The 16,625-nt window shown below is 62.6% G+C and carries 19 protein-coding genes and 1 pseudogene; 5 read left to right on the top strand and 15 right to left on the bottom strand.

What is annotated here, in order from left to right; translation table 11 throughout:
- The 12 genes and pseudogenes from CQ12_RS46225 to CQ12_RS09940 form a co-directional block, all read right to left on the bottom strand.
- A partial coding sequence (locus CQ12_RS46225; protein ID WP_245309832.1) for a TonB-dependent receptor domain-containing protein occupies positions 1-436 on the bottom strand: 436 nt, incomplete at its 3' end.
- An 818-nt stretch (positions 437-1,254) separates the two neighbouring features.
- Positions 1,255-1,779: pseudogene (locus CQ12_RS46220) on the bottom strand (TonB-dependent receptor plug domain-containing protein); the annotation flags it as partial.
- 253 nt (positions 1,780-2,032) lie between these two features.
- Complete coding sequence (locus CQ12_RS09985) at positions 2,033-2,956, bottom strand: helix-turn-helix transcriptional regulator (RefSeq protein WP_057835137.1); 924 nt, start codon at positions 2,954-2,956, stop codon at positions 2,033-2,035.
- A gap of 133 nt (positions 2,957-3,089) precedes the next feature.
- Positions 3,090-3,851, bottom strand: coding sequence for a serine acetyltransferase domain-containing protein (locus CQ12_RS09980; RefSeq protein WP_057835136.1), 762 nt, complete (start codon positions 3,849-3,851; stop codon positions 3,090-3,092).
- A 344-nt stretch (positions 3,852-4,195) separates the two neighbouring features.
- Positions 4,196-4,687: a DUF2852 domain-containing protein gene (locus tag CQ12_RS09975; RefSeq protein ID WP_057835135.1), complete on the bottom strand. Its 492-nt coding sequence runs from the start codon at positions 4,685-4,687 to the stop codon at positions 4,196-4,198.
- A 110-nt stretch (positions 4,688-4,797) separates the two neighbouring features.
- Complete coding sequence (locus CQ12_RS09970) at positions 4,798-5,523, bottom strand: TetR/AcrR family transcriptional regulator (RefSeq protein WP_057835134.1); 726 nt, start codon at positions 5,521-5,523, stop codon at positions 4,798-4,800.
- 96 nt (positions 5,524-5,619) lie between these two features.
- Positions 5,620-5,985, bottom strand: a complete 366-nt coding sequence (locus CQ12_RS09965) for a hypothetical protein (RefSeq protein WP_057835133.1) — start codon at positions 5,983-5,985, stop codon at positions 5,620-5,622.
- A gap of 96 nt (positions 5,986-6,081) precedes the next feature.
- Entirely contained in the window at positions 6,082-6,507 is a 426-nt protein-coding gene (locus CQ12_RS09960) for a YciI family protein (RefSeq protein WP_057835132.1), read from the bottom strand.
- Between the two features lie 141 nt (positions 6,508-6,648).
- Positions 6,649-7,065, bottom strand: coding sequence for a YciI family protein (locus tag CQ12_RS09955; protein ID WP_057835131.1), 417 nt, complete (start codon positions 7,063-7,065; stop codon positions 6,649-6,651).
- A 210-nt stretch (positions 7,066-7,275) separates the two neighbouring features.
- Positions 7,276-7,644 (bottom strand): nuclear transport factor 2 family protein, encoded by a 369-nt coding sequence (locus tag CQ12_RS09950; protein WP_057835130.1) that lies wholly within the window; start codon positions 7,642-7,644, stop codon positions 7,276-7,278.
- Between the two features lie 23 nt (positions 7,645-7,667).
- Positions 7,668-8,324 (bottom strand): glutathione S-transferase family protein, encoded by a 657-nt coding sequence (locus CQ12_RS09945; protein WP_057835129.1) that lies wholly within the window; start codon positions 8,322-8,324, stop codon positions 7,668-7,670.
- Between the two features lie 62 nt (positions 8,325-8,386).
- A complete protein-coding gene (locus CQ12_RS09940) occupies positions 8,387-8,938 on the bottom strand; it encodes a dihydrofolate reductase family protein (protein ID WP_057835128.1) in 552 nt (183 codons plus the stop codon).
- A gap of 117 nt (positions 8,939-9,055) precedes the next feature.
- Between CQ12_RS09940 and CQ12_RS09935 the strand changes: the two genes are divergently transcribed.
- The 4 genes from CQ12_RS09935 (at position 9,056) to CQ12_RS09920 (ending at position 14,303) form a co-directional block, all read left to right on the top strand.
- The gene (locus CQ12_RS09935) at positions 9,056-9,553 is read left to right on the top strand and encodes a winged helix-turn-helix transcriptional regulator (RefSeq protein ID WP_057835127.1); all 498 of its coding nucleotides are present in this window, start codon (positions 9,056-9,058) and stop codon (positions 9,551-9,553) included.
- Between the two features lie 238 nt (positions 9,554-9,791).
- Positions 9,792-11,459 (top strand): methyl-accepting chemotaxis protein, encoded by a 1,668-nt coding sequence (locus tag CQ12_RS09930; protein WP_057835126.1) that lies wholly within the window; start codon positions 9,792-9,794, stop codon positions 11,457-11,459.
- A gap of 213 nt (positions 11,460-11,672) precedes the next feature.
- Positions 11,673-13,349 (top strand): methyl-accepting chemotaxis protein, encoded by a 1,677-nt coding sequence (locus tag CQ12_RS09925; protein WP_057835125.1) that lies wholly within the window; start codon positions 11,673-11,675, stop codon positions 13,347-13,349.
- A 168-nt stretch (positions 13,350-13,517) separates the two neighbouring features.
- Entirely contained in the window at positions 13,518-14,303 is a 786-nt protein-coding gene (locus tag CQ12_RS09920; protein ID WP_057835124.1) for an SDR family NAD(P)-dependent oxidoreductase, read from the top strand.
- A 41-nt stretch (positions 14,304-14,344) separates the two neighbouring features.
- On the opposite strand, the gene CQ12_RS43580 is transcribed toward CQ12_RS09920, so the two are convergent.
- From CQ12_RS43580 to cobS, 3 genes are all read right to left on the bottom strand, one after another.
- On the bottom strand, positions 14,345-14,482 hold the full coding sequence (locus CQ12_RS43580) for a hypothetical protein (RefSeq protein ID WP_157088111.1): 138 nt from the start codon (positions 14,480-14,482) through the stop codon (positions 14,345-14,347).
- Positions 14,483-14,673: 191 nt separating this feature from the next.
- On the bottom strand, positions 14,674-15,237 hold the full coding sequence (locus tag CQ12_RS09915) for a histidine phosphatase family protein (RefSeq protein ID WP_057835123.1): 564 nt from the start codon (positions 15,235-15,237) through the stop codon (positions 14,674-14,676).
- The gene (gene cobS / locus CQ12_RS09910) at positions 15,234-15,989 is read right to left on the bottom strand and encodes an adenosylcobinamide-GDP ribazoletransferase (protein ID WP_057835122.1); all 756 of its coding nucleotides are present in this window, start codon (positions 15,987-15,989) and stop codon (positions 15,234-15,236) included. Before cobS ends, CQ12_RS09915 begins: the two co-directional genes overlap by 4 nt.
- A gap of 55 nt (positions 15,990-16,044) precedes the next feature.
- On the opposite strand from cobS, the gene CQ12_RS09905 reads away from it, so the two are divergent.
- Positions 16,045-16,625, top strand: a 581-nt coding sequence (locus CQ12_RS09905) for a nicotinate-nucleotide--dimethylbenzimidazole phosphoribosyltransferase (protein ID WP_198164114.1), incomplete at its 3' end; no start/stop codon positions are given.

Here is a 16,625-nt window from a genome sequence, read left to right as displayed (position 1 = left end):
CTTCCCCGGTCTGAACACTGAAGATCACGTTGGTCGGATCGACGGTCAGCACGTTCTGTTGGGTGGTTTCAAATATCGCGGCAGTGAGCAGCAAATTCGAGCCAACGGGCCTGAACTTAACGCCAACTTCGGGACCCGCGCCAGTCGTGGGCTTGAAGAGAGCGCCGAACTGATCGGTGCCCGAGGTTGGCACGAACGAGGTCGAATAATTTACGTAGGGCGAGATGCCGTTGTCGAAGAGATAATTCAGGCCGGCGCGGCCGGTCGTCGCCTTGTCATTCTGCAGATAGGTTCCCGCCGCTGGAAAGAACGCTCTACTGATCGTATCCGCCTGCGCCCAATCCTGCCGTCCGGTGAGGGTGAGCGTCCAGCGATCGAGCTTGACCTGATCCTGAAGGTAGAGACCCGCCTGCTTCGCCGTAGTCTGCGTATCGATGAAGGGGCAAGCGTACTGGCCGGCGGCACGGGGGCGCCGTAGACCGGCGCAAACACGTCGATTGGGGCGATGAATGCAAATTTGTAGTTAGAGGTCGAATCCTGGCGCTGATAGTCGAAGCCAGCGAGAACCGTGTGAAGCAGCGGACCGGTCGCGAAATCGGCCTGCAGCTGATTGTCGAGCGCGATGTTCTGCGCGGCGGAGTTCACGTAATTGAACGACCGCAGCACGGTCCTGAAGTCCGGAAGCAGGCCTTCGGAACGAACGCCGGCTACATTGTTCTTCACGTCGAAGTAGCGAAAATTCGAGCGGAACTGCAGATTGTTGTCGAACCGGTGCTCGAACGCATAGCCGACCGAAAACTGTTCCAGCTTGTAGCCATCCTGGCTGGGCTCGCCGATGTAGCGGCTATAGGGAATGCGGCCGAACGGATTGAACCGAAGCCCGGCCGCATCCCCCGGCACATATTGCTGCCATCCCTTGTTGTCGATCTTCTGATATTGCGACAGGATGGTGAACGAGGTGTCAGTCGTCGGCCGCCATGTCAGGCTGGGTGCGATGAACACCTTGTTCTGATGCACGAAGTCCTGCTGCCCATCGGTGCTATAGCCGAGGCCGACGATGCGGTAGAGAAATTCGCCATTCTTGTCGATCGGACCCGACGAGTCGAAGGCGCCCTGAAAGCGATTGAAGGAACCAAAAGTGCCGATGATTTCGTGCTGTGGCGTGGCTGTCGGACGCTTGCTGACCATGTTGATGATGCCACCGGGATCGGTCTGTCCGTAGAGGCTCGCCGACGGCCCCCTCAACACTTCAACCCGTTCAAGACCGTAAGCTTCGATCTTCGGAACGGCGAATTGCGTTCCGGGATCGAACGGCAACCGAAGGCCATCGAGGTAGCGCGGTGCGTCGAAGCCGCGAAGCTTGACCGCGTCGAAGATGGTGGTAGCTCCGAACGTATCAAGCGAAACGCTGGGCGTATAGCGCAGTGCCTCGACGAGATTTTGCGCGCCCTGGTCAGCGATCTGATCCTTTGTCACGACCGAGATGGACTGCGGAGTGGTGAGAATTGGCGTATCGGTTTTGGTGCTGGTCCCGCTTTGACTGGCGAGATAGCCGACTACCGGACCGTTGGCGCGTTCGCCGACCCCGCCGCGAACGCCGGGTTGCACGGTCTGCTGCTGCACAGGTGCTGCGGCCCGCCGCGCACCACTTTGCGACCGGGCAGCTCTCCTCGCGGGCTGAGCCGGACGAACGGTTTGCGGTTTCGGGGCATCGATCGTGACGGGTGGCAGAGATTGACCGGATTGACCGGACTGCGCCAGCGCCGGGCCAATTTGCATGCTGAGTCCGAACACGGTTGCGCAGAAGAAGCTTTTCGACGCCGCGCCCCACGCGGCTTCCCTCACACAATGATATTTCATCGCAATCGCACCCCTGAACCCAACTATCCCCACCGTTGAGAGAACAGATTTGATTCCGAGGTGCCTTTGCGTTTGCGCAAAAAGCCTTTGATCGCGTGTTGACGCCTTCCAAGTTCCGCCGCAACTCCTTGCGGTCGATCCCACTCTGGTAGCGTGTCAGCCTGCAGGCACGTCAGGATGGTTGCCGCGATAGACTGCTCGGCACATATCCGAAATGCTTGCGGAACGCGGTGGAGAAGTTCGCCGAGTTGTCGTAGCCGACCGAATAGGCCGCCTGGGTGACCGACAATCCCTCATGCAGCAAGGCTTCGCGGGCGGTGGCAAGCCGGCACTTTCTCAGATAGTCCGACGCGCTGACGCCGTACATCCGGTGAAACTGCGCGTTGAAGGTCCGTCGGCCCAATCCGGCATGTCGCGCCAGTTCCGCGATCGTCCAGGGGTGCCGCAGGTCTGACTTGATCAGGTCTCCGACCGCCTGCAGGCGCAACCGCGTTTGGTCGGATACGAGGCCGACCTTATCATTGCCGTGCAATGCCAGGATGGCTCGGCCCAACAATTCTGTTGCGTGCGCCGACAGCAACAGCTCGCCGGCCCGTCCTTCGGCCAATGGAGAAATCATGTCCACGGCAATCGCCCTGACACGCGGTGAGATTCGGAGCGCCGCAACGAAGACGTTTTGATCCTGGCCGCGGAACAGCTCGAGAAATTCGTTCCGAAGCCCGAGCCGCTCAAGGGAAGAAACGGGAAACGCAACGCCGGCAGATTGCATGTGTGCGCCGCGCGGGGCTTCGCCCTCCCACGGCGTCGGCTGCCGGAGCGCCATGATGGCGATGGAATCATCGGAATAACTAACTAGCTTCGAGCCGTCGCGCGGTCGCCCGCTGCCCGTCCCCTTCAATACCACTGAGATGAAAAGCCCCGACTTGATGATGCCTTCGGTGCGTATTTGATTGTTCAGCACGAGATTGTTGCGCTGAAACAGACAGCCCGGTGAATCCAGCCATCGAGCCTGATCGGCAAATTGATCAACGATGGAACTGTCTTCAGAACCGACGATGCGGAACGTCTCGAAAATGTGGTCGCAAATATGCGGCATCAATGCTTTTGTCTAAACTGACTGCGCCGCAAGTATGCAGTTCGCTCCGCTGGCTCTCAAGGCTTTGAGGGCGGGGTACAGTTTAGAAGAGTTTTAGAAATGCATCGTTCCGGAGACGCGAGACCCGTGAATCTCAGGCGCTAGCGTCAGGCTCAAGACAATTGGCCAGCCGGGCGGGAATGCCGACCGCAGTGCAGCCGGCGGGCACGTCATGCTCGACGACCGCGCCGGCGCCGATCTTGGCGAAATCGCCGACGCTGACACTTCCAATGATCGTCGAGCCGCCGCCGAGATAAACGCCGCTGCCGATTTTCGGCGCGCGGTCCGGCTCCGAAGTTTTTCGGCCGATGGTGACGTTCTGCAGGATCGTCACGTCGTCGCCGATCACGGCAAAGGCGCCGATGATGATGCCGGTGGCGTGATCGAGAAATACCGAGGTGCCGATCGAGGCCGAGGGATGAATGCTGACCTGAAGCTGATCGGACGACAGGCTCTGCATGAGCAGCGCGAGATCGTTGCGGCCTCGACGCCAGAGCCAGTTGGAGACGCGAAAGGCCTGCAGCGCGACATAGCCCTTGAAGTTCAGAAGCGGCGGCAGCAGCGTCGTCTTCGCGGGATCGTGAACGGCGATGCACTGCAGATCGCGGCTCGCCGCATCGATCAGATCGGGCGAAGACGCAAACGCGTCAGTGGCGAGCTGGGCAAAGCGTGCGCGATCCGCCGCGCTCCTGCCGAGCCGCGCGCCGATCCGGTGCGCCAATGCGCCGGCAAAATCGGGATGATCAAGAATGGTTGATGACAGCGACGCGCCGAACACCGGGTCGCGCGCGAGGGCGATTTCGGCTTCACGGTGGATCGAGTGCCAGAGCTGATCGACAGATGCGATTTCATTCATGACGGGCTGCCCGGATTGGCGCGTCCCTACAATATAGGTCGGCTGTAGAGCGGCGCCAGCAGAGTTCGACTCTACAAGCGGTGTGACTTTGGAGAGCCCCCCACCGTAGCCGATGCTCCGCCTCGGCGTTCTTTGTTCAAGAACGGCGACCACAGGCCGCCTGTGCCCTCCCCCGCACGCGGGAGAGGAGGCAGTCAGTCCCGTTGCAGGCGCTAGATCGCATCACATCTTCGACGCTCCCCAAAAAACAAACCGCCCACCTGCTTTCGCAGATGGGCGGCTGTATCCGCCGTCGGGTATCATGGGGGCATCACACCCGCGGCTGAACCTTGCTTGCCGTTGGCTCAGCCCTGTTGCGGCTGGTCGTTCGGCGGGGTCGGGCGCTGCTTGTGCTGCGCCATGAACTGGTCGAACTCTTCCTTGTCCTTGGCGTGGCGCAGGCGATCGAGGAAATTCCTGAACTCGACCTGCTCTTCCTCGAGCCGGCGCAGGGTTTCCATGCGGTACTCGTCGAAGGCGCGGTTGCCGCTCGAGGGCTGGCCGAAGCCGAAGCCGCCGAAACCACGCCGCTCCATGCGGTTGCGCATCCGGTCCATCTTGTACTGCATCCGCTCCATCTTGTTCGCCCAGCGATCGTCGTGACTCCAGCAACCCATTTTTCTGCTCCCTAGTGTGAAAAAGAGAAGGGCAAGTCCGATCGGCCACCAGATGATGAAGCCGAGGATGGTCACCACGATCCAGCCGGGGTGCCAGGGGCTCTCAAGCATGTGCGGGCGTTGGCGATAGGTCTCTTCCGTCGGGCCGCGCCAGCGATTGACATCTGCGGTGTAGGCCATTTCCCTCTCCATGACGGCGATCACGCCGTTGTGAATGTAAATAACATTTACATACCTAAACCATCCAGCGTTTTTGTCAAGCGCGCGGCGCGCCGCACCTTGCAGAATTTTTATTTGGGGGTTCCCCAGGGACCCGAAGAGCCACCGGCCGGGGGCACCGGCGGCGGGCCGGACGGCTTCTGGTCGGACGGTCGGCGGTCGGTCGGGAAACCGAGGCCGCGCAGATAGATCAGCACCTGCGCTTCCAGCAGATCATCCGGCGACATCGGCAATTTACGCCGCGCACCATCGCCACGGCCGAACAGCGAGGCCACGCCGTGCGCCATCGACCAGATGTGCAACGCCATCATCATCGCCGGCGGTCGCGGCACGCCGGGCGGCGCCATCGCCGCCAGCCGCTCGGCAGCCGCGCGGATGAGGGCAAAGGCGCGTTCGCTCGCGGCCATCAGGGTCGGGTTGGATTCTACGGGAATGCCGGATTCGAACATCGCCGAATAGAACGCGGGCTCGCTGCGGGCGAACGCCAGATAGGCCTTTCCAACGCGTTCGAAGGCGGTGACCGTGTCCGGACGACCATCGTCCCAGGCCTGCGTCAGCGCCGCCTCGAACTGCTCGAAGCCACGTTGGGCGATCGAGGACAGCAACTCATCGCGATCGCGAAAATGCCGATACGGCGCGGCCGGGCTGACGCCGGCCATCCGCGCGGCGTCGGCGAAGGTGAAGCCGGCAGGCCCCTTCTGCGAAATCAGATCGAGCGCCGCCTGCAGCAACGCCTCTTTCAGATTGCCGTGATGATAGCCGCGTTCCGTACGGCCCTGATCCTTGCGCCAACTCATGTAAAAGGCTTTAACATGAGTGGACCGTAAAGGTCACTTATTTTGCGCTGTTCATGAAGGTTAACGGCGTGCAATGGCGCCGCAAATTCCGGTTTCTTAGCCGCCCGGAATCGGGAGGACCGGCATGATCTCCACGCGCTCGCCGGGAAAGATCGCAAAATGCGGGTGGTTCTCGAACAGTTTCGCGGCGGCCTCATGTGAGCCGGCCCGCACCACCGTGAAGGCGCCCATCTCGTTACCGATGTCGGCAATACCGTTTGAATCGACCTTCTTGGTCTTGCCGAGCGGGCCCCCCATGGCGACGATCGCCGCCTGGTGCTTCTCGACCCAAGCCTTCCACGCCGCCATTCCCTGCTGTTCCCTGGCGCGCCGCTCAGCCTCGGGCAGCGCATTCCAGGCCGCCATCTTCGCGCCGGTCTTGCTGCCGAGAAAGACAGCGAGGAATGTATCGTTGGTGCTCATGAGGTTTCTCCTCCCTTGCGGTTGACGGATCGGCGATAGACTCTCGACTTAACGGCGTGCGGAGCCTAGCTGCAGCGCCGCGAAGCACACCCAATCTCACCGCGCCTTGTGTGCATTTCCTTTCTGCAATTCCTCGAAGCCGGCGGCCGCCTGCTGCACTTCCTCGGAGAAATCGCCGATCTCCTGCACCTGGCGGATCTCGATGATCTCGTTCTCGCTGGCCGGGCATTTTTTCGCCCAGGCGATCGCTTCCTCGCGCGACTTCACAGAGATCATCCAGTAACCGCCGAGCACTTCCTTGGCCTCGGTGAAGGGGCCGTCGGTGACAACCGGCTTGCCGGTGGCGAAGGACACCCGCGCGCCCATCGAGGGCGGATGCAGGCCATCGAGCGCGATTAGCACGCCGGCCTCCTTGAGCGCCTCGTTGTATTTCATCATCGCCTTGACGCGCTCGGGATCGAGCTGGACGTCCGGCGGCGCGGTCTCGTAGCCCAGGGGGATCATCAGCATCATGAATCGCATGGTGAAAGTCCTTGTCTGTTGCTGTCATTCCGGGGCGCGAAGCGAACCCGGAATCTGGAGATTGCGGCGCGAGATTCTCAGGTGCGCAATTGCGCACCATAGTTCATCGCTTTCGCGATGCCCCGGAATGACGGCGGCCTGTCACTTCTTCGCCGCTTGCGCGCGAAGCCGCTCTTCCTGCTCGCGCAGCTCGGGGGTGAGCGCTTCGCCAAAATCTTCCGCCGCGAACACCTGACGGATTTCGACCTCGTCGCCATCGAGGAACGGCGCGCGCTTCATCCACGCGATCGCTTCATCCAGCGATTTGGTGTTGATCAGCCAGAAGCCGGCGACGAGATCGCCCGAGAGCGGGAACGGACCGCGGCTGGCGCTGCCCTCTCCGCCCCGATATTTGATCCGCGCGCCCTTCGAGGTCGGATGCAGCCCCTCGCCCGCCTCCATCACCCCGGCCTTGACCAGCTCTTCGTTGAACTTGCCCATCGCGGCCAGCAGTTCCGTGCTCGGCATCACGCCGGCTTCCGTGTCCTTGCTGGCCTTCACAATCACCATGAATCGCATTTTCGCGCTCCGTTTCGTCGGTTTGGCCGGGCTGTCGCGCCGGCCTTCGTCAACAAGACGAGCGGGCTTTTACGCCGCCGACATGTCAGTGAAAATTATTTTTGGAGTAATTGTGCCCGGGCTGCGAAGCGGCGCCATAGCGCGTCGAAGACGCGCGTGAACGCACTTGTGGCGCCGCATCGCGTCCGGGGAACGATGCAGAATGTGTGGCTATCCCGGCTGCCTGACGAACTTGCCATCCTGGTAGGTCGCGCCGAAATAGACGTCGATACGCTTCACCTTGTCGCCACCGAAGACGAAGAACTCGGTATTGCGGAAACTCTTTCCGCCCCTCGCCACGCAGCGGTAGGTCACAAAGGCGGCGTCGCCGTCGACGACAACCCGCTCCAGCTCGTGCCGCTCGATCCAGTCGCTGTTCTGCCAGCAGCGCGCGAAATAGGTCGCCTTGTCGATGTTGTCATCGAACGGGCTGGTGAAGCGGAATTCGTCGCTGAAGGCGTCCTCGACGAACGTGCGGTCGTTGGACAGATAGGCTGCAAATATCCTGCGGATTGTATCCGCCCTGCTGGCTCCGGCCATTCGGCGCTCCTTCTCAATTTTCCTTATGGGTTTTCTTTGGGCACCATCTGGAAATAGGGCTCGGCTTCCTTCAGCACGCGCGCGACGGATGGCCGCGCCTTCAGTCGTTCGAGATAAGCGGCGACGTTCTTGAGGCCGTCACCGAACGGCTCCGCCATGTTGCCGTAGAACAGCGAGGGCGCCGCGGCGCAATCGGCCAGCGTGAAATCAGCGCCCATCGCCCAGCCACCGCCGGCCATCTGCCGTTCGATCATGGCGTAGGAAGTCCGCAACTGCGCCCTCGCCTCCTCGACGCCAAGAGCATCCCGCTTTCCTCCCGGGCGCAGCCGGTCGACCATGATCTTCTGCATCGGCAGATGCACATAGAGATCGTAGAAGCGGTCGCGTAGCCGCGTCTGCAGCGCCCGGTCCGGATCGGCCGGGATCAGCCGCGTCCAGTCGCCATGGTGGCGGTCGAGATATTCGACGATGATACTGGACTCCGGAACGATCTCGCCTCGCGCGTCGTCCTGCAGCACCGGAAATTTGCCGATCCCCCACAGCTTCACCAGCGCGGCGCGCTCGGCCGGATTGCCGAGATCGACCAGGTTCGGCGTGAACGGGATGTCGTGCTCATAGAGCGCGATCAACGCCTTCCAGCAGTACGAGGCCAATGGATGGAAATGAAGTGTGAGCGACATGGAAAACTCCCGGTGTAACAAGACGACCCGCGCATGCGCGCGCCGACATTTGACGCAAAGAATTATTTTGCGGCGGCCGGCACGTAGCGAAGGATCACGATGCCGGTCGACAACGGCCGGCTGTCGATCAGCTTCAGCTTGACCTTCGCGCCCTGCTTGAACAACGGCGTGCCGCCGCCGAGAATGACGGGGGTCACCGCGATGCGGAACTCGTCGGTCAAGCCATGCGCGATCAGGCTGCCGGCGAGATCGGCGCTGCCGAACACAAAAAGGTCCTTGGCGCTATCGCGCTTCAGCCGGGCGACGGTGCCTGATACGTCGGCCTCGAACATCTGCGTGTTGTTCCAATCGGACTTCTTTACCGTGCGCGAGAATACGTATTTCGGCGCCGCGTTCATGAAATCGGCGACCGCGCCGGTCGCGCTCGGCCAATGGCTCGCCATCAATTCGTAGGTGACGCGGCCGAACAGCAATCCGCCGGCGGCCGTCATCTGCTCGATCGACAATTGCTCCAGTTCCTCGCCCCAGACGTCGGAATGCCAGGAAATGTCGCGGTTCGGGCCTTCCACGAAGCCATCCAGCGTCATCAGGTTCCACATGATCAGTTTGGCCATCGCTGCCTCCTTCCCAACAACCGATTGCATTTTGCAACTGGTTGTACTCTGAGGCAACCGGTGCAATATTGCAAGCAGTTTTTTTGAGGTCGTCGTGACCGCTGCCTGGAACCGAACATGACCGACATCAGCCGCTCCGGCTGCCCGATCAATCTCTCGCTGGAAGTGCTCGGCGACAAATGGAGCCTTTTGATCATCCGCGACATGATGTTCGGCAACCGGCGGCATTTTCGCGAACTGCTGACCAAATCGGAGGAAGGCATCTCCTCCAACATTCTCGCCGACCGGCTCAAGACCCTGCTCGACGCCGGCATCATCACCCGCGAGGACGATCCCTCGCACAAACAGAAGGGAATCTATTCGCTCACCGAGCAGGGCATCGAGCTGATGCCCGTTCTCGCGCAGATGGCGGCGTGGGGTTACAAATATCTGCCGGTCAGCGAAGAACTCGGCATCCGCGCGCGGCTGCTCAGCGAGGGCGGACCGAAACTATGGGCCGAGTTCATGGACGAGCTGCGCGAGAGTCATCTCGGCGCGAAGCGACGCAAGCGAATCGGTCCATCGGTCGGCGAGCGATTGCAGGCGGCGTATGAGAGCGTCGTGAACCGGAAGTAGGTTTGCGAGCCCGTAGGATTACGGAGCATAATTCACTGCACTGTGCGTGCCTGCATGCATACCCGATCCGGCAAATGCCAGTCGCCGAGCATACGTGAATTTTTTTCGCATTTTGTCGCGTCGACACGCCGCAAACACGCACATGCTTCACGAAACGTTAAGTGCCGATTCGCAATCTGGGAAAAAGTGGAAATGGTTCCACACTCCTGCAAAGCCCCGAACTCGGACGGAGCGCGCCTTGTTCAATCTCCAAAGGAAGTCACTCGTCCAAAATGCCATTGCACAGGCGGCCGCGATCGACAGGTCGCAGGCGGTAATCGAATTCAAGCTCGACGGCACCATCGTCACCGCGAACAGGAATTTTCTCGACGCCGTCGGCTACTCGCTCGACGAGATCAGGGGCAAGCATCACAGGATCTTCGTCGATCCGGCCGAGCGCGAGAGCGCGGCCTATCGAGAGTTCTGGGCCAGGCTGAACCGCGGCGAGTTTCAGGCCACGCAATACAAGCGGTTCGGCAAGGGCGGCCGCGAGATCTGGATCCAGGCGTCCTACAATCCGATCATCGATGCAGGCGGCAGGCCGACGGGCGTCATCAAGTTCGCGACCGACATCACGGCGCAAAAGATCCGCAGCATGGAAGAGGCCGGCAAGATCGCGGCGATCGCCCGCGCGCAGGCGGTGATCGAATTCAACATGGACGGCACCATCGTCACCGCCAACGACAATTTCCTGCGCGCGATGGGTTACACCCTCGCCGAAATCCAGGGCAAGCACCACAGCATGTTCGTCGTGCCGGCCGATCGCGACAGCGCGGCCTATCGCGAGTTCTGGGCGAGGCTGAATCGCGGCGACTATCAGGCCGCCGAGTACAAGCGTCTCGCCAAAGGAGCCAGGGAGATCTGGATCCTCGCGACGTATAATCCGATCCTCAACGAGGCCGGCAAGCCGTTCAAGGTCGTCAAGTTCGCGACCGACGTGACCGCGCAGAAGCTGAAAGCCGCCGACAATGACGGCCAGATCGAAGCGATCCGGAAGTCGCAGGCGGTGATCGAATTCAACATGGACGGGACCGTCCGCGCCGCCAACCAGAATTTCCTCGGCGCGATGGGCTATACGCTCAGCGAGGTCCAGGGCAAGCATCACGGCATGTTCGTCGAGCCCGCCGAGCGCAACGCGCCGGCCTATCGCGAGTTCTGGGAGAAGCTCAACCGCGGCCAGTACCAGGCGGCAGAATACAAGCGCATCGCCAAGGGCGGCCGCGAAATCTGGATCCAGGCTTCCTACAACCCGATCCTCGACCTCAACGGGAAGCCGTTCAAGGTGGTGAAATACGCCACCGACGTCACCATGCAGGCGGTGATGCGCAGGAAGGCGGAGAACGCGCGCGGCCTGATCGAGCAGGTGGCGGCCGGCAGCGAAGAGATGAGCGCCTCGATCCGCGAGATTTCCTCGACGATGAGCAAGTCGAAGGCGAACGCCGCCGGTGCAACGGAGCGGGTCGACGCCGCCGACCAGCAGGCGCAGCGGCTCAACGTCGCGGCGCAGGCGATGAGCGGGATCGTCGAGCTGATCGGCAACATCACCGGGCAGATCAACCTGCTGGCGCTGAACGCCACCATCGAATCGGCCCGTGCCGGCGAGGCCGGCCGCGGGTTTGCGGTCGTCGCATCGGAGGTCAAGAATCTCGCCAACCAGGCCAAGCACGCCACCGACACGATCTCGAAGGAAATCGAATCGCTCAACGGCGTCGCCGGCGATGTCGCGGGGTCGCTGACCGCCATCAAGGCGGCGATCGCCGACGTCAACGAGTTCATCGCCTCCACCGCCGCGGCGGTCGAGGAGCAGAGCATCGTGACACAGGACATGTCGAACAACATGCAGCGCGCCTCGGCGGAATTGTCATGATGCGAAGGCGCTAATCTCAGCGTCCACCCGCTGAACTTGCACCACGCGCCCGACGCCCATCAGGAGTCGGCGCTTTGCCATGTTGCGCGTAGAACAGCGTTAACGATTTCTTTCTGGTTTCGATCAAACCTGACGCACAGGGCGACCAGGCTCGGAACAACCATTGATCAATCGCCTCATCATTTCCCCGAAAATCATCGATGAGGTCATGTCATGTTTTTATCACGCAGGAATTCCGCGACGGACAAGGCGCTGGCCGACGCGATCGGCAAATCCCAGGCCGTCATCGAGTTCGGCATGGACGGCACCATCCACACCGCCAATAGCAATTTCCTGAAAGCGCTGGGCTACTCGCTCGGCGAAATCCAGGGCAAGCATCACAGCATGTTCGTCGAGCCGTCCGAGCGCGACAGCGCCGGCTACCGGGATTTCTGGGCGAAGCTCAACCGCGGCGAATTCCAGTCGGCCGAATACAAGCGGATCGGCAAGGGCGGAAAGGAAGTCTGGATCCAGGCGTCCTATAACCCCGTCCTCGACGGCGGCGGCAAGCCGGTCAAGGTCGTGAAGTTCGCAACCGACATCACCGCCCGCAAGATCAGGAGCATGGAAGACGCCGGCCAGATCGCCGCGATCAGCCGTGCGCAGGCGGTCATCGCGTTCGAGATGGACGGGACCATCGTCACCGCCAATGAAAACTTCCTGAAGGCGATGGGCTACACGCTCGCCGAAATCCAGGGCAAGCACCACAGCATGTTCGTCGAGCCGTCGCAGCGCGACGGCGCGGCCTACCGGCAGTTCTGGGCGAGCCTCAACCGTGGCGAACACCAGTCGGCCGAATACAAGCGGATCGGCAAGGGCGGCCGCGAAGTCTGGATCCTCGCCTCCTACAATCCGGTGCTCGACGAAAAGGGCAAGCCGTTCCGGGTAGTGAAGTTCGCCACCGACGTCACCAGCCAGAAGCTTGCGACCGCCGACCTCGCCGGCCAGATCGCCGCCATCGGCAAGTCGCAGGCGGTGATCGAATTCAACATGGACGGCAGCATCATCGGCGCCAACCAGAACTTCCTCAGGACCGTCGGCTATTCGCTGGACGAGATCCGCGGCCGGCATCACAGCATGTTCGTCGAACAGGCCGAGCGCGACGGCGCGTCCTACCGCGAATTCTGGGCGGCGCTCAATCGCGGCGAATACCAGGCCGCCGAGTACAAGCGGATCGGCAAGAACGGAAAGGAAGTCTGGATCCAGGCGTCCTACAATCCGATCCTCGATCTCAACGGCAAGCCGTTTAAGGTGGTGAAGTACGCCACCGACACCACCGCGCAGGTGCTGGTGCGGATGGGCAACGAGCGCGTGCGCGGCATGATGGAATCGGTCGCCGCGGGCGCCGAGGAATTGAACGCCTCGGTGCGGGAAATCTCCGAAGCCATGACCAAGTCGCGCGAGACGGCGACCACCGCTGTCGAGCGGGTCGAGGCCGCCGACGCCGAGGCGAAGCGGCTGAACGAGGCGGCACAGGCGATGAGCGGCATCGTGGAACTGATCGGTAACATCACCGGCCAGATCAACCTGCTGGCGCTGAACGCGACGATCGAATCGGCCCGCGCCGGCGAAGCCGGCCGCGGCTTTGCCGTGGTGGCGTCCGAGGTCAAGAACCTCGCCACCCAGGCCAAGCAGGCGACCGACAAGATCGGGCAGGAGATCGGCAATCTCAACAGCATCTCCGGCGACGTCGTCGGCGCGCTCGACAGCATCAAGCAGGCGATCCAGGGCGTCAACGAATACGTCACGGCGACCGCCGCCGCGGTCGAAGAACAGAGCACCGTCACCAGCGAGATGTCCTCCAGCATGCAGCGCGCCGCGGCGGAGGCAAAGGCGATCGCGCAGCGCTAGCGCTTTGAGACATCGCCACCGGCTTGATCCGATACGGGCTGACTGCCCGTATCGGATTTTGCATATCGGACGTCCGGCAACACCGAATTCTGCATCGCTGGCGCCGCGACACGCATCAGGGCTTGCGCTATAGGAGCGGGAAATTTCACTCGCCAACGGACCCTGCCCATGCCCTCTCCTTCGCAAAAAGTTGCCCTCGTCACCGGCGCCGCGCGCGGCATCGGGCTTGCGACGGCGAAACGGTTTCTCGCCGAGGGCTGGCACGTGGCGCTGCTCGACATCGAGGGGGAATTGCTCGACCGCGCGGTAGCCAGTCTCGCCGACCCCGACAATACGCTGGCGCTGCATTGCGACGTCTCCGATGCAGGCGCGGTGGCCAAGGCCATGGCGGCGGTGAGCGGCCGGTTCGGCCGGCTCGATGCGCTGGTCAACAATGCCGGCATCGCGGTGTTCGCGCCGCTGCTCGACACCTCGGATGAAGACTGGTGCCGGATTCTTTCGGTCAACCTCACTGGCCCGTTCCTATGCACCAAGGCGGCAGCACCCTTGATGCGCGAGCATGGCGGCGCGATCGTCAACATCACGTCCATTTCGGCGGTACGTGCTTCCACCCTGCGCTCGGCCTACGGCACCAGCAAAGCCGGGCTTGCGCATCTGACAAAGCAACTCGCGGTGGAACTGGCTTCGCTCGGCATTCGCGTCAACGCCGTGGCGCCCGGCCCGGTCGAAACCGCGATGGCGAAACAGGTGCACACGCCGGAAATCCGCGCCGACTATCACGACGCCATCCCCCTCAACCGCTACGGCCTTGAGGAAGAACTGGCGGAGGCGATCTTCTTCCTGTGCAGCGAGCGCTCGAGCTATATCACCGGGCAGATCCTCGCCGTAGATGGCGGCTTCGACGCCGCCGGCATCGGCCTGCCGACGTTACGCGGCCAGCGGCGGAACGGGTAGTTCCGCGGTATCCTTGTCAGATCGCGAGGGAAGAGGATCGTTTAGCGCGCTGCAACGCGCAACAGCACGGTCTTTTCCGCTGGAACATCCGCTTTCAAGCCGGGTGTTCCCAAGGCAAATGCCGTCACGAGCAACAAGACGCTCGCGCAGATCGTGCTGAGAAAAAGATGATCCATCATGGGGCGTCAACGAATAGTCTTGCCGTTCGTTCCCGCAGAATCATTCCAATCGTCGTAGGGTAGGCAAAGGCGCACATGCGCCGTGCCCACCATCCATCCGATCTGTTCCGCGAAATGGTGGGCACGCTTCCGCCTTCGCTCTTCAAGCTACGGCGGACAAGTCGCTTTGCCCACCCTACTTCTTCGCCGGGCTACCTGTTCACCGCAACCACGCGCCAGCCATTCGCGAGCCGGTCGATCCGGGTCAGCGACAGCGGATCGATGACAAAGCGCAGCGCCTGCTCGGGCGCGAGATCGAGTGCGATGGCGAGCACGGCGCGGATGGTGCCGGAATGCACGACGAGGATCACCTCGCCTGCAGGCAGCAGCGCAAGCTCTGCCCGCGCGCGATCGATCTGGTCGACAAAACTTTCGCCGCCGGGCGGCCGGTTGCCGGCGGGCGATTTCCAGAACTCAGGATAGGCCGCGCCGAGTTCGCGTTCGAGTTCGCTGTGACGCCGTCCCGTCCACGCGCCAAAATCCTGTTCGCGAAAGGCCGGCTGATCGACCGGATCGAGACCGAGTTTTTCGGCGGTCTCGCGCGTGCGGCGCGCGGGGCTGCACACCGCGAACGCGTTTGCGGGCAATCTTGCCTTCAGCGCGGCAAAGGCTGCGGCATCGCCGAGATCGGCCGGCGCGTCGGGGCCGTGGATCAGGCCGCGCGGCCCGTCGACCGGCGCGTGGCGGATCAGCCAGAGATTTGTTTCCGTGCTCAAGACGTCAATCTCGCGGCAAGCAGCACCAGGATCGCGGTCTCCGCCACCTGCTCGGCACCGCCCAATACGTCGCCGGTCTGGCCGCCGATCTGCCGCAGCGCCAGCCACGCCACGGCAAACGCGGTAACGCCGGCCGCAATCGCGGCAAGGAGCGCGTTGCTCCACGACAGCGACAACAGCGCGATCAGCAGCGCAAGGCCGGCAGCGATTGCCGCTGTCGCCGCGTCGGGCTGGCCGGCGTTGCGCGCCAGCCCATCCTTGCGCGCATAGGGCAGTTGCAGGGACATCGCGGGCAGTATGCCACGCCCCAGCGCATGCGCGGCAATCAGGCCCGGCACGACATGGCCATCCGGAATTGCCGCCAGCGCGGACAATTTTGCGGCAAAGCTCACCAGCAGAATCATGGCGCCATAGGTGCCGAGCCGGCTGTCGCGCATGATCTCCAGCTTCGATTCGCGGTCGCGGCCGCCGCCGAACCCATCGGCGATATCGGCAAGGCCATCCTCATGCAGCGCGCCGGTCAGGATCGCGCTGGCGCCGAGCGCCAGGGCTGCCGCCGCAAGATCGGGCACGCCGACGGATCGCAGGCCGAGACACAACAATCCCACCGCGGCGCCGATCAGCGCGCCGACGACGGGAAACATCCGCTGCGCGCGCACGAAATTCGGCGGCATCGCGCCTTCCGGATGCGGCATCGGCAGTCGCGTCAGAAACGCGACGGCGGTTTTGAAGTCGTCGAACCATTCATTCATGGCGATGTCCGGAGAAACGTTCTAGCGTGCGGCCCCCATCCGAGGTGAGAATCGCATGCAGTTCGACAGTCTAGACGATATCCGCGCCTTCTGTCGCGACTTGCCGCGCGGCGACCAGCGACTGGCTGACAGCGCCGCGCGGCGGCAGCAGAATCTCACCAAGCCGCGTGAAAGCCTCGGCCGCCTCGAAGAACTTGCGATCTGGCTGGCGCAGTGGCAGGGCCGCGAGATGCCGCGGCTGGATCGGGTGACCATTGCCGTCTTCGCCGGCAATCACGGCGTCGCCGCGCGCGGCGTCTCGGCTTACCCGCCGGCCGTCACCGCGCAGATGGTGGCGAATTTTGCGGGAGGTGGCGCGGCGATCAACCAGATCGCCAAGGCCGCTTCCGCCGAGCTTTGCGTGGTGCCGATCGAACTTGATCATCCGACGCGCGATTTCACCGAAGCGGCGGCGATGGACGAAGGAGAATTTCTCAGCGCGGTCGATGCCGGCTATCGCAGCGTGCCTGAAGATTGTGACCTGCTTGCGGTCGGCGAGATGGGCATCGCGAACACGACAACGGCCGCAACGCTTTGCGCGGCCCTGCTCGGCGGCGGCGCGGCGCGCTGGGCCGGCCGCGGCACAGGCGTCGATGA

The sequence above is a fragment of the Bradyrhizobium jicamae genome, from assembly GCF_001440395.1.
Taxonomy (GTDB): domain Bacteria; phylum Pseudomonadota; class Alphaproteobacteria; order Rhizobiales; family Xanthobacteraceae; genus Bradyrhizobium; species Bradyrhizobium jicamae.
Note: the sequence above shows the minus strand (reverse complement) of the source record. Positions and strands in the feature narration are given on the sequence as shown.

What these genes read in the sequence shown, in the direction of transcription:
- CQ12_RS09985 (WP_057835137.1), bottom strand. Translation starts at nt 2,956, where the DNA reads ATGCCGCATATTTGCGACCACATTTTCGAGACGTTCCGCATCGTCGGT.
- CQ12_RS09980 (WP_057835136.1), bottom strand. Translation starts at nt 3,851, where the DNA reads ATGAATGAAATCGCATCTGTCGATCAGCTCTGGCACTCGATCCACCGT.
- CQ12_RS09975 (WP_057835135.1), bottom strand. Translation starts at nt 4,687, where the DNA reads ATGGCCTACACCGCAGATGTCAATCGCTGGCGCGGCCCGACGGAAGAG.
- CQ12_RS09970 (WP_057835134.1), bottom strand. Translation starts at nt 5,523, where the DNA reads ATGAGTTGGCGCAAGGATCAGGGCCGTACGGAACGCGGCTATCATCAC.
- CQ12_RS09965 (WP_057835133.1), bottom strand. Translation starts at nt 5,985, where the DNA reads ATGAGCACCAACGATACATTCCTCGCTGTCTTTCTCGGCAGCAAGACC.
- CQ12_RS09960 (WP_057835132.1), bottom strand. Translation starts at nt 6,507, where the DNA reads ATGCGATTCATGATGCTGATGATCCCCCTGGGCTACGAGACCGCGCCG.
- CQ12_RS09955 (WP_057835131.1), bottom strand. Translation starts at nt 7,065, where the DNA reads ATGCGATTCATGGTGATTGTGAAGGCCAGCAAGGACACGGAAGCCGGC.
- CQ12_RS09950 (WP_057835130.1), bottom strand. Translation starts at nt 7,644, where the DNA reads ATGGCCGGAGCCAGCAGGGCGGATACAATCCGCAGGATATTTGCAGCC.
- CQ12_RS09945 (WP_057835129.1), bottom strand. Translation starts at nt 8,324, where the DNA reads ATGTCGCTCACACTTCATTTCCATCCATTGGCCTCGTACTGCTGGAAG.
- CQ12_RS09940 (WP_057835128.1), bottom strand. Translation starts at nt 8,938, where the DNA reads ATGGCCAAACTGATCATGTGGAACCTGATGACGCTGGATGGCTTCGTG.
- CQ12_RS09935 (WP_057835127.1), top strand. Translation starts at nt 9,056, where the DNA reads ATGACCGACATCAGCCGCTCCGGCTGCCCGATCAATCTCTCGCTGGAA.
- CQ12_RS09925 (WP_057835125.1), top strand. Translation starts at nt 11,673, where the DNA reads ATGTTTTTATCACGCAGGAATTCCGCGACGGACAAGGCGCTGGCCGAC.
- CQ12_RS09920 (WP_057835124.1), top strand. Translation starts at nt 13,518, where the DNA reads ATGCCCTCTCCTTCGCAAAAAGTTGCCCTCGTCACCGGCGCCGCGCGC.
- CQ12_RS43580 (WP_157088111.1), bottom strand. Translation starts at nt 14,482, where the DNA reads ATGATGGATCATCTTTTTCTCAGCACGATCTGCGCGAGCGTCTTGTTG.
- cobS (WP_057835122.1), bottom strand. Translation starts at nt 15,989, where the DNA reads ATGAATGAATGGTTCGACGACTTCAAAACCGCCGTCGCGTTTCTGACG.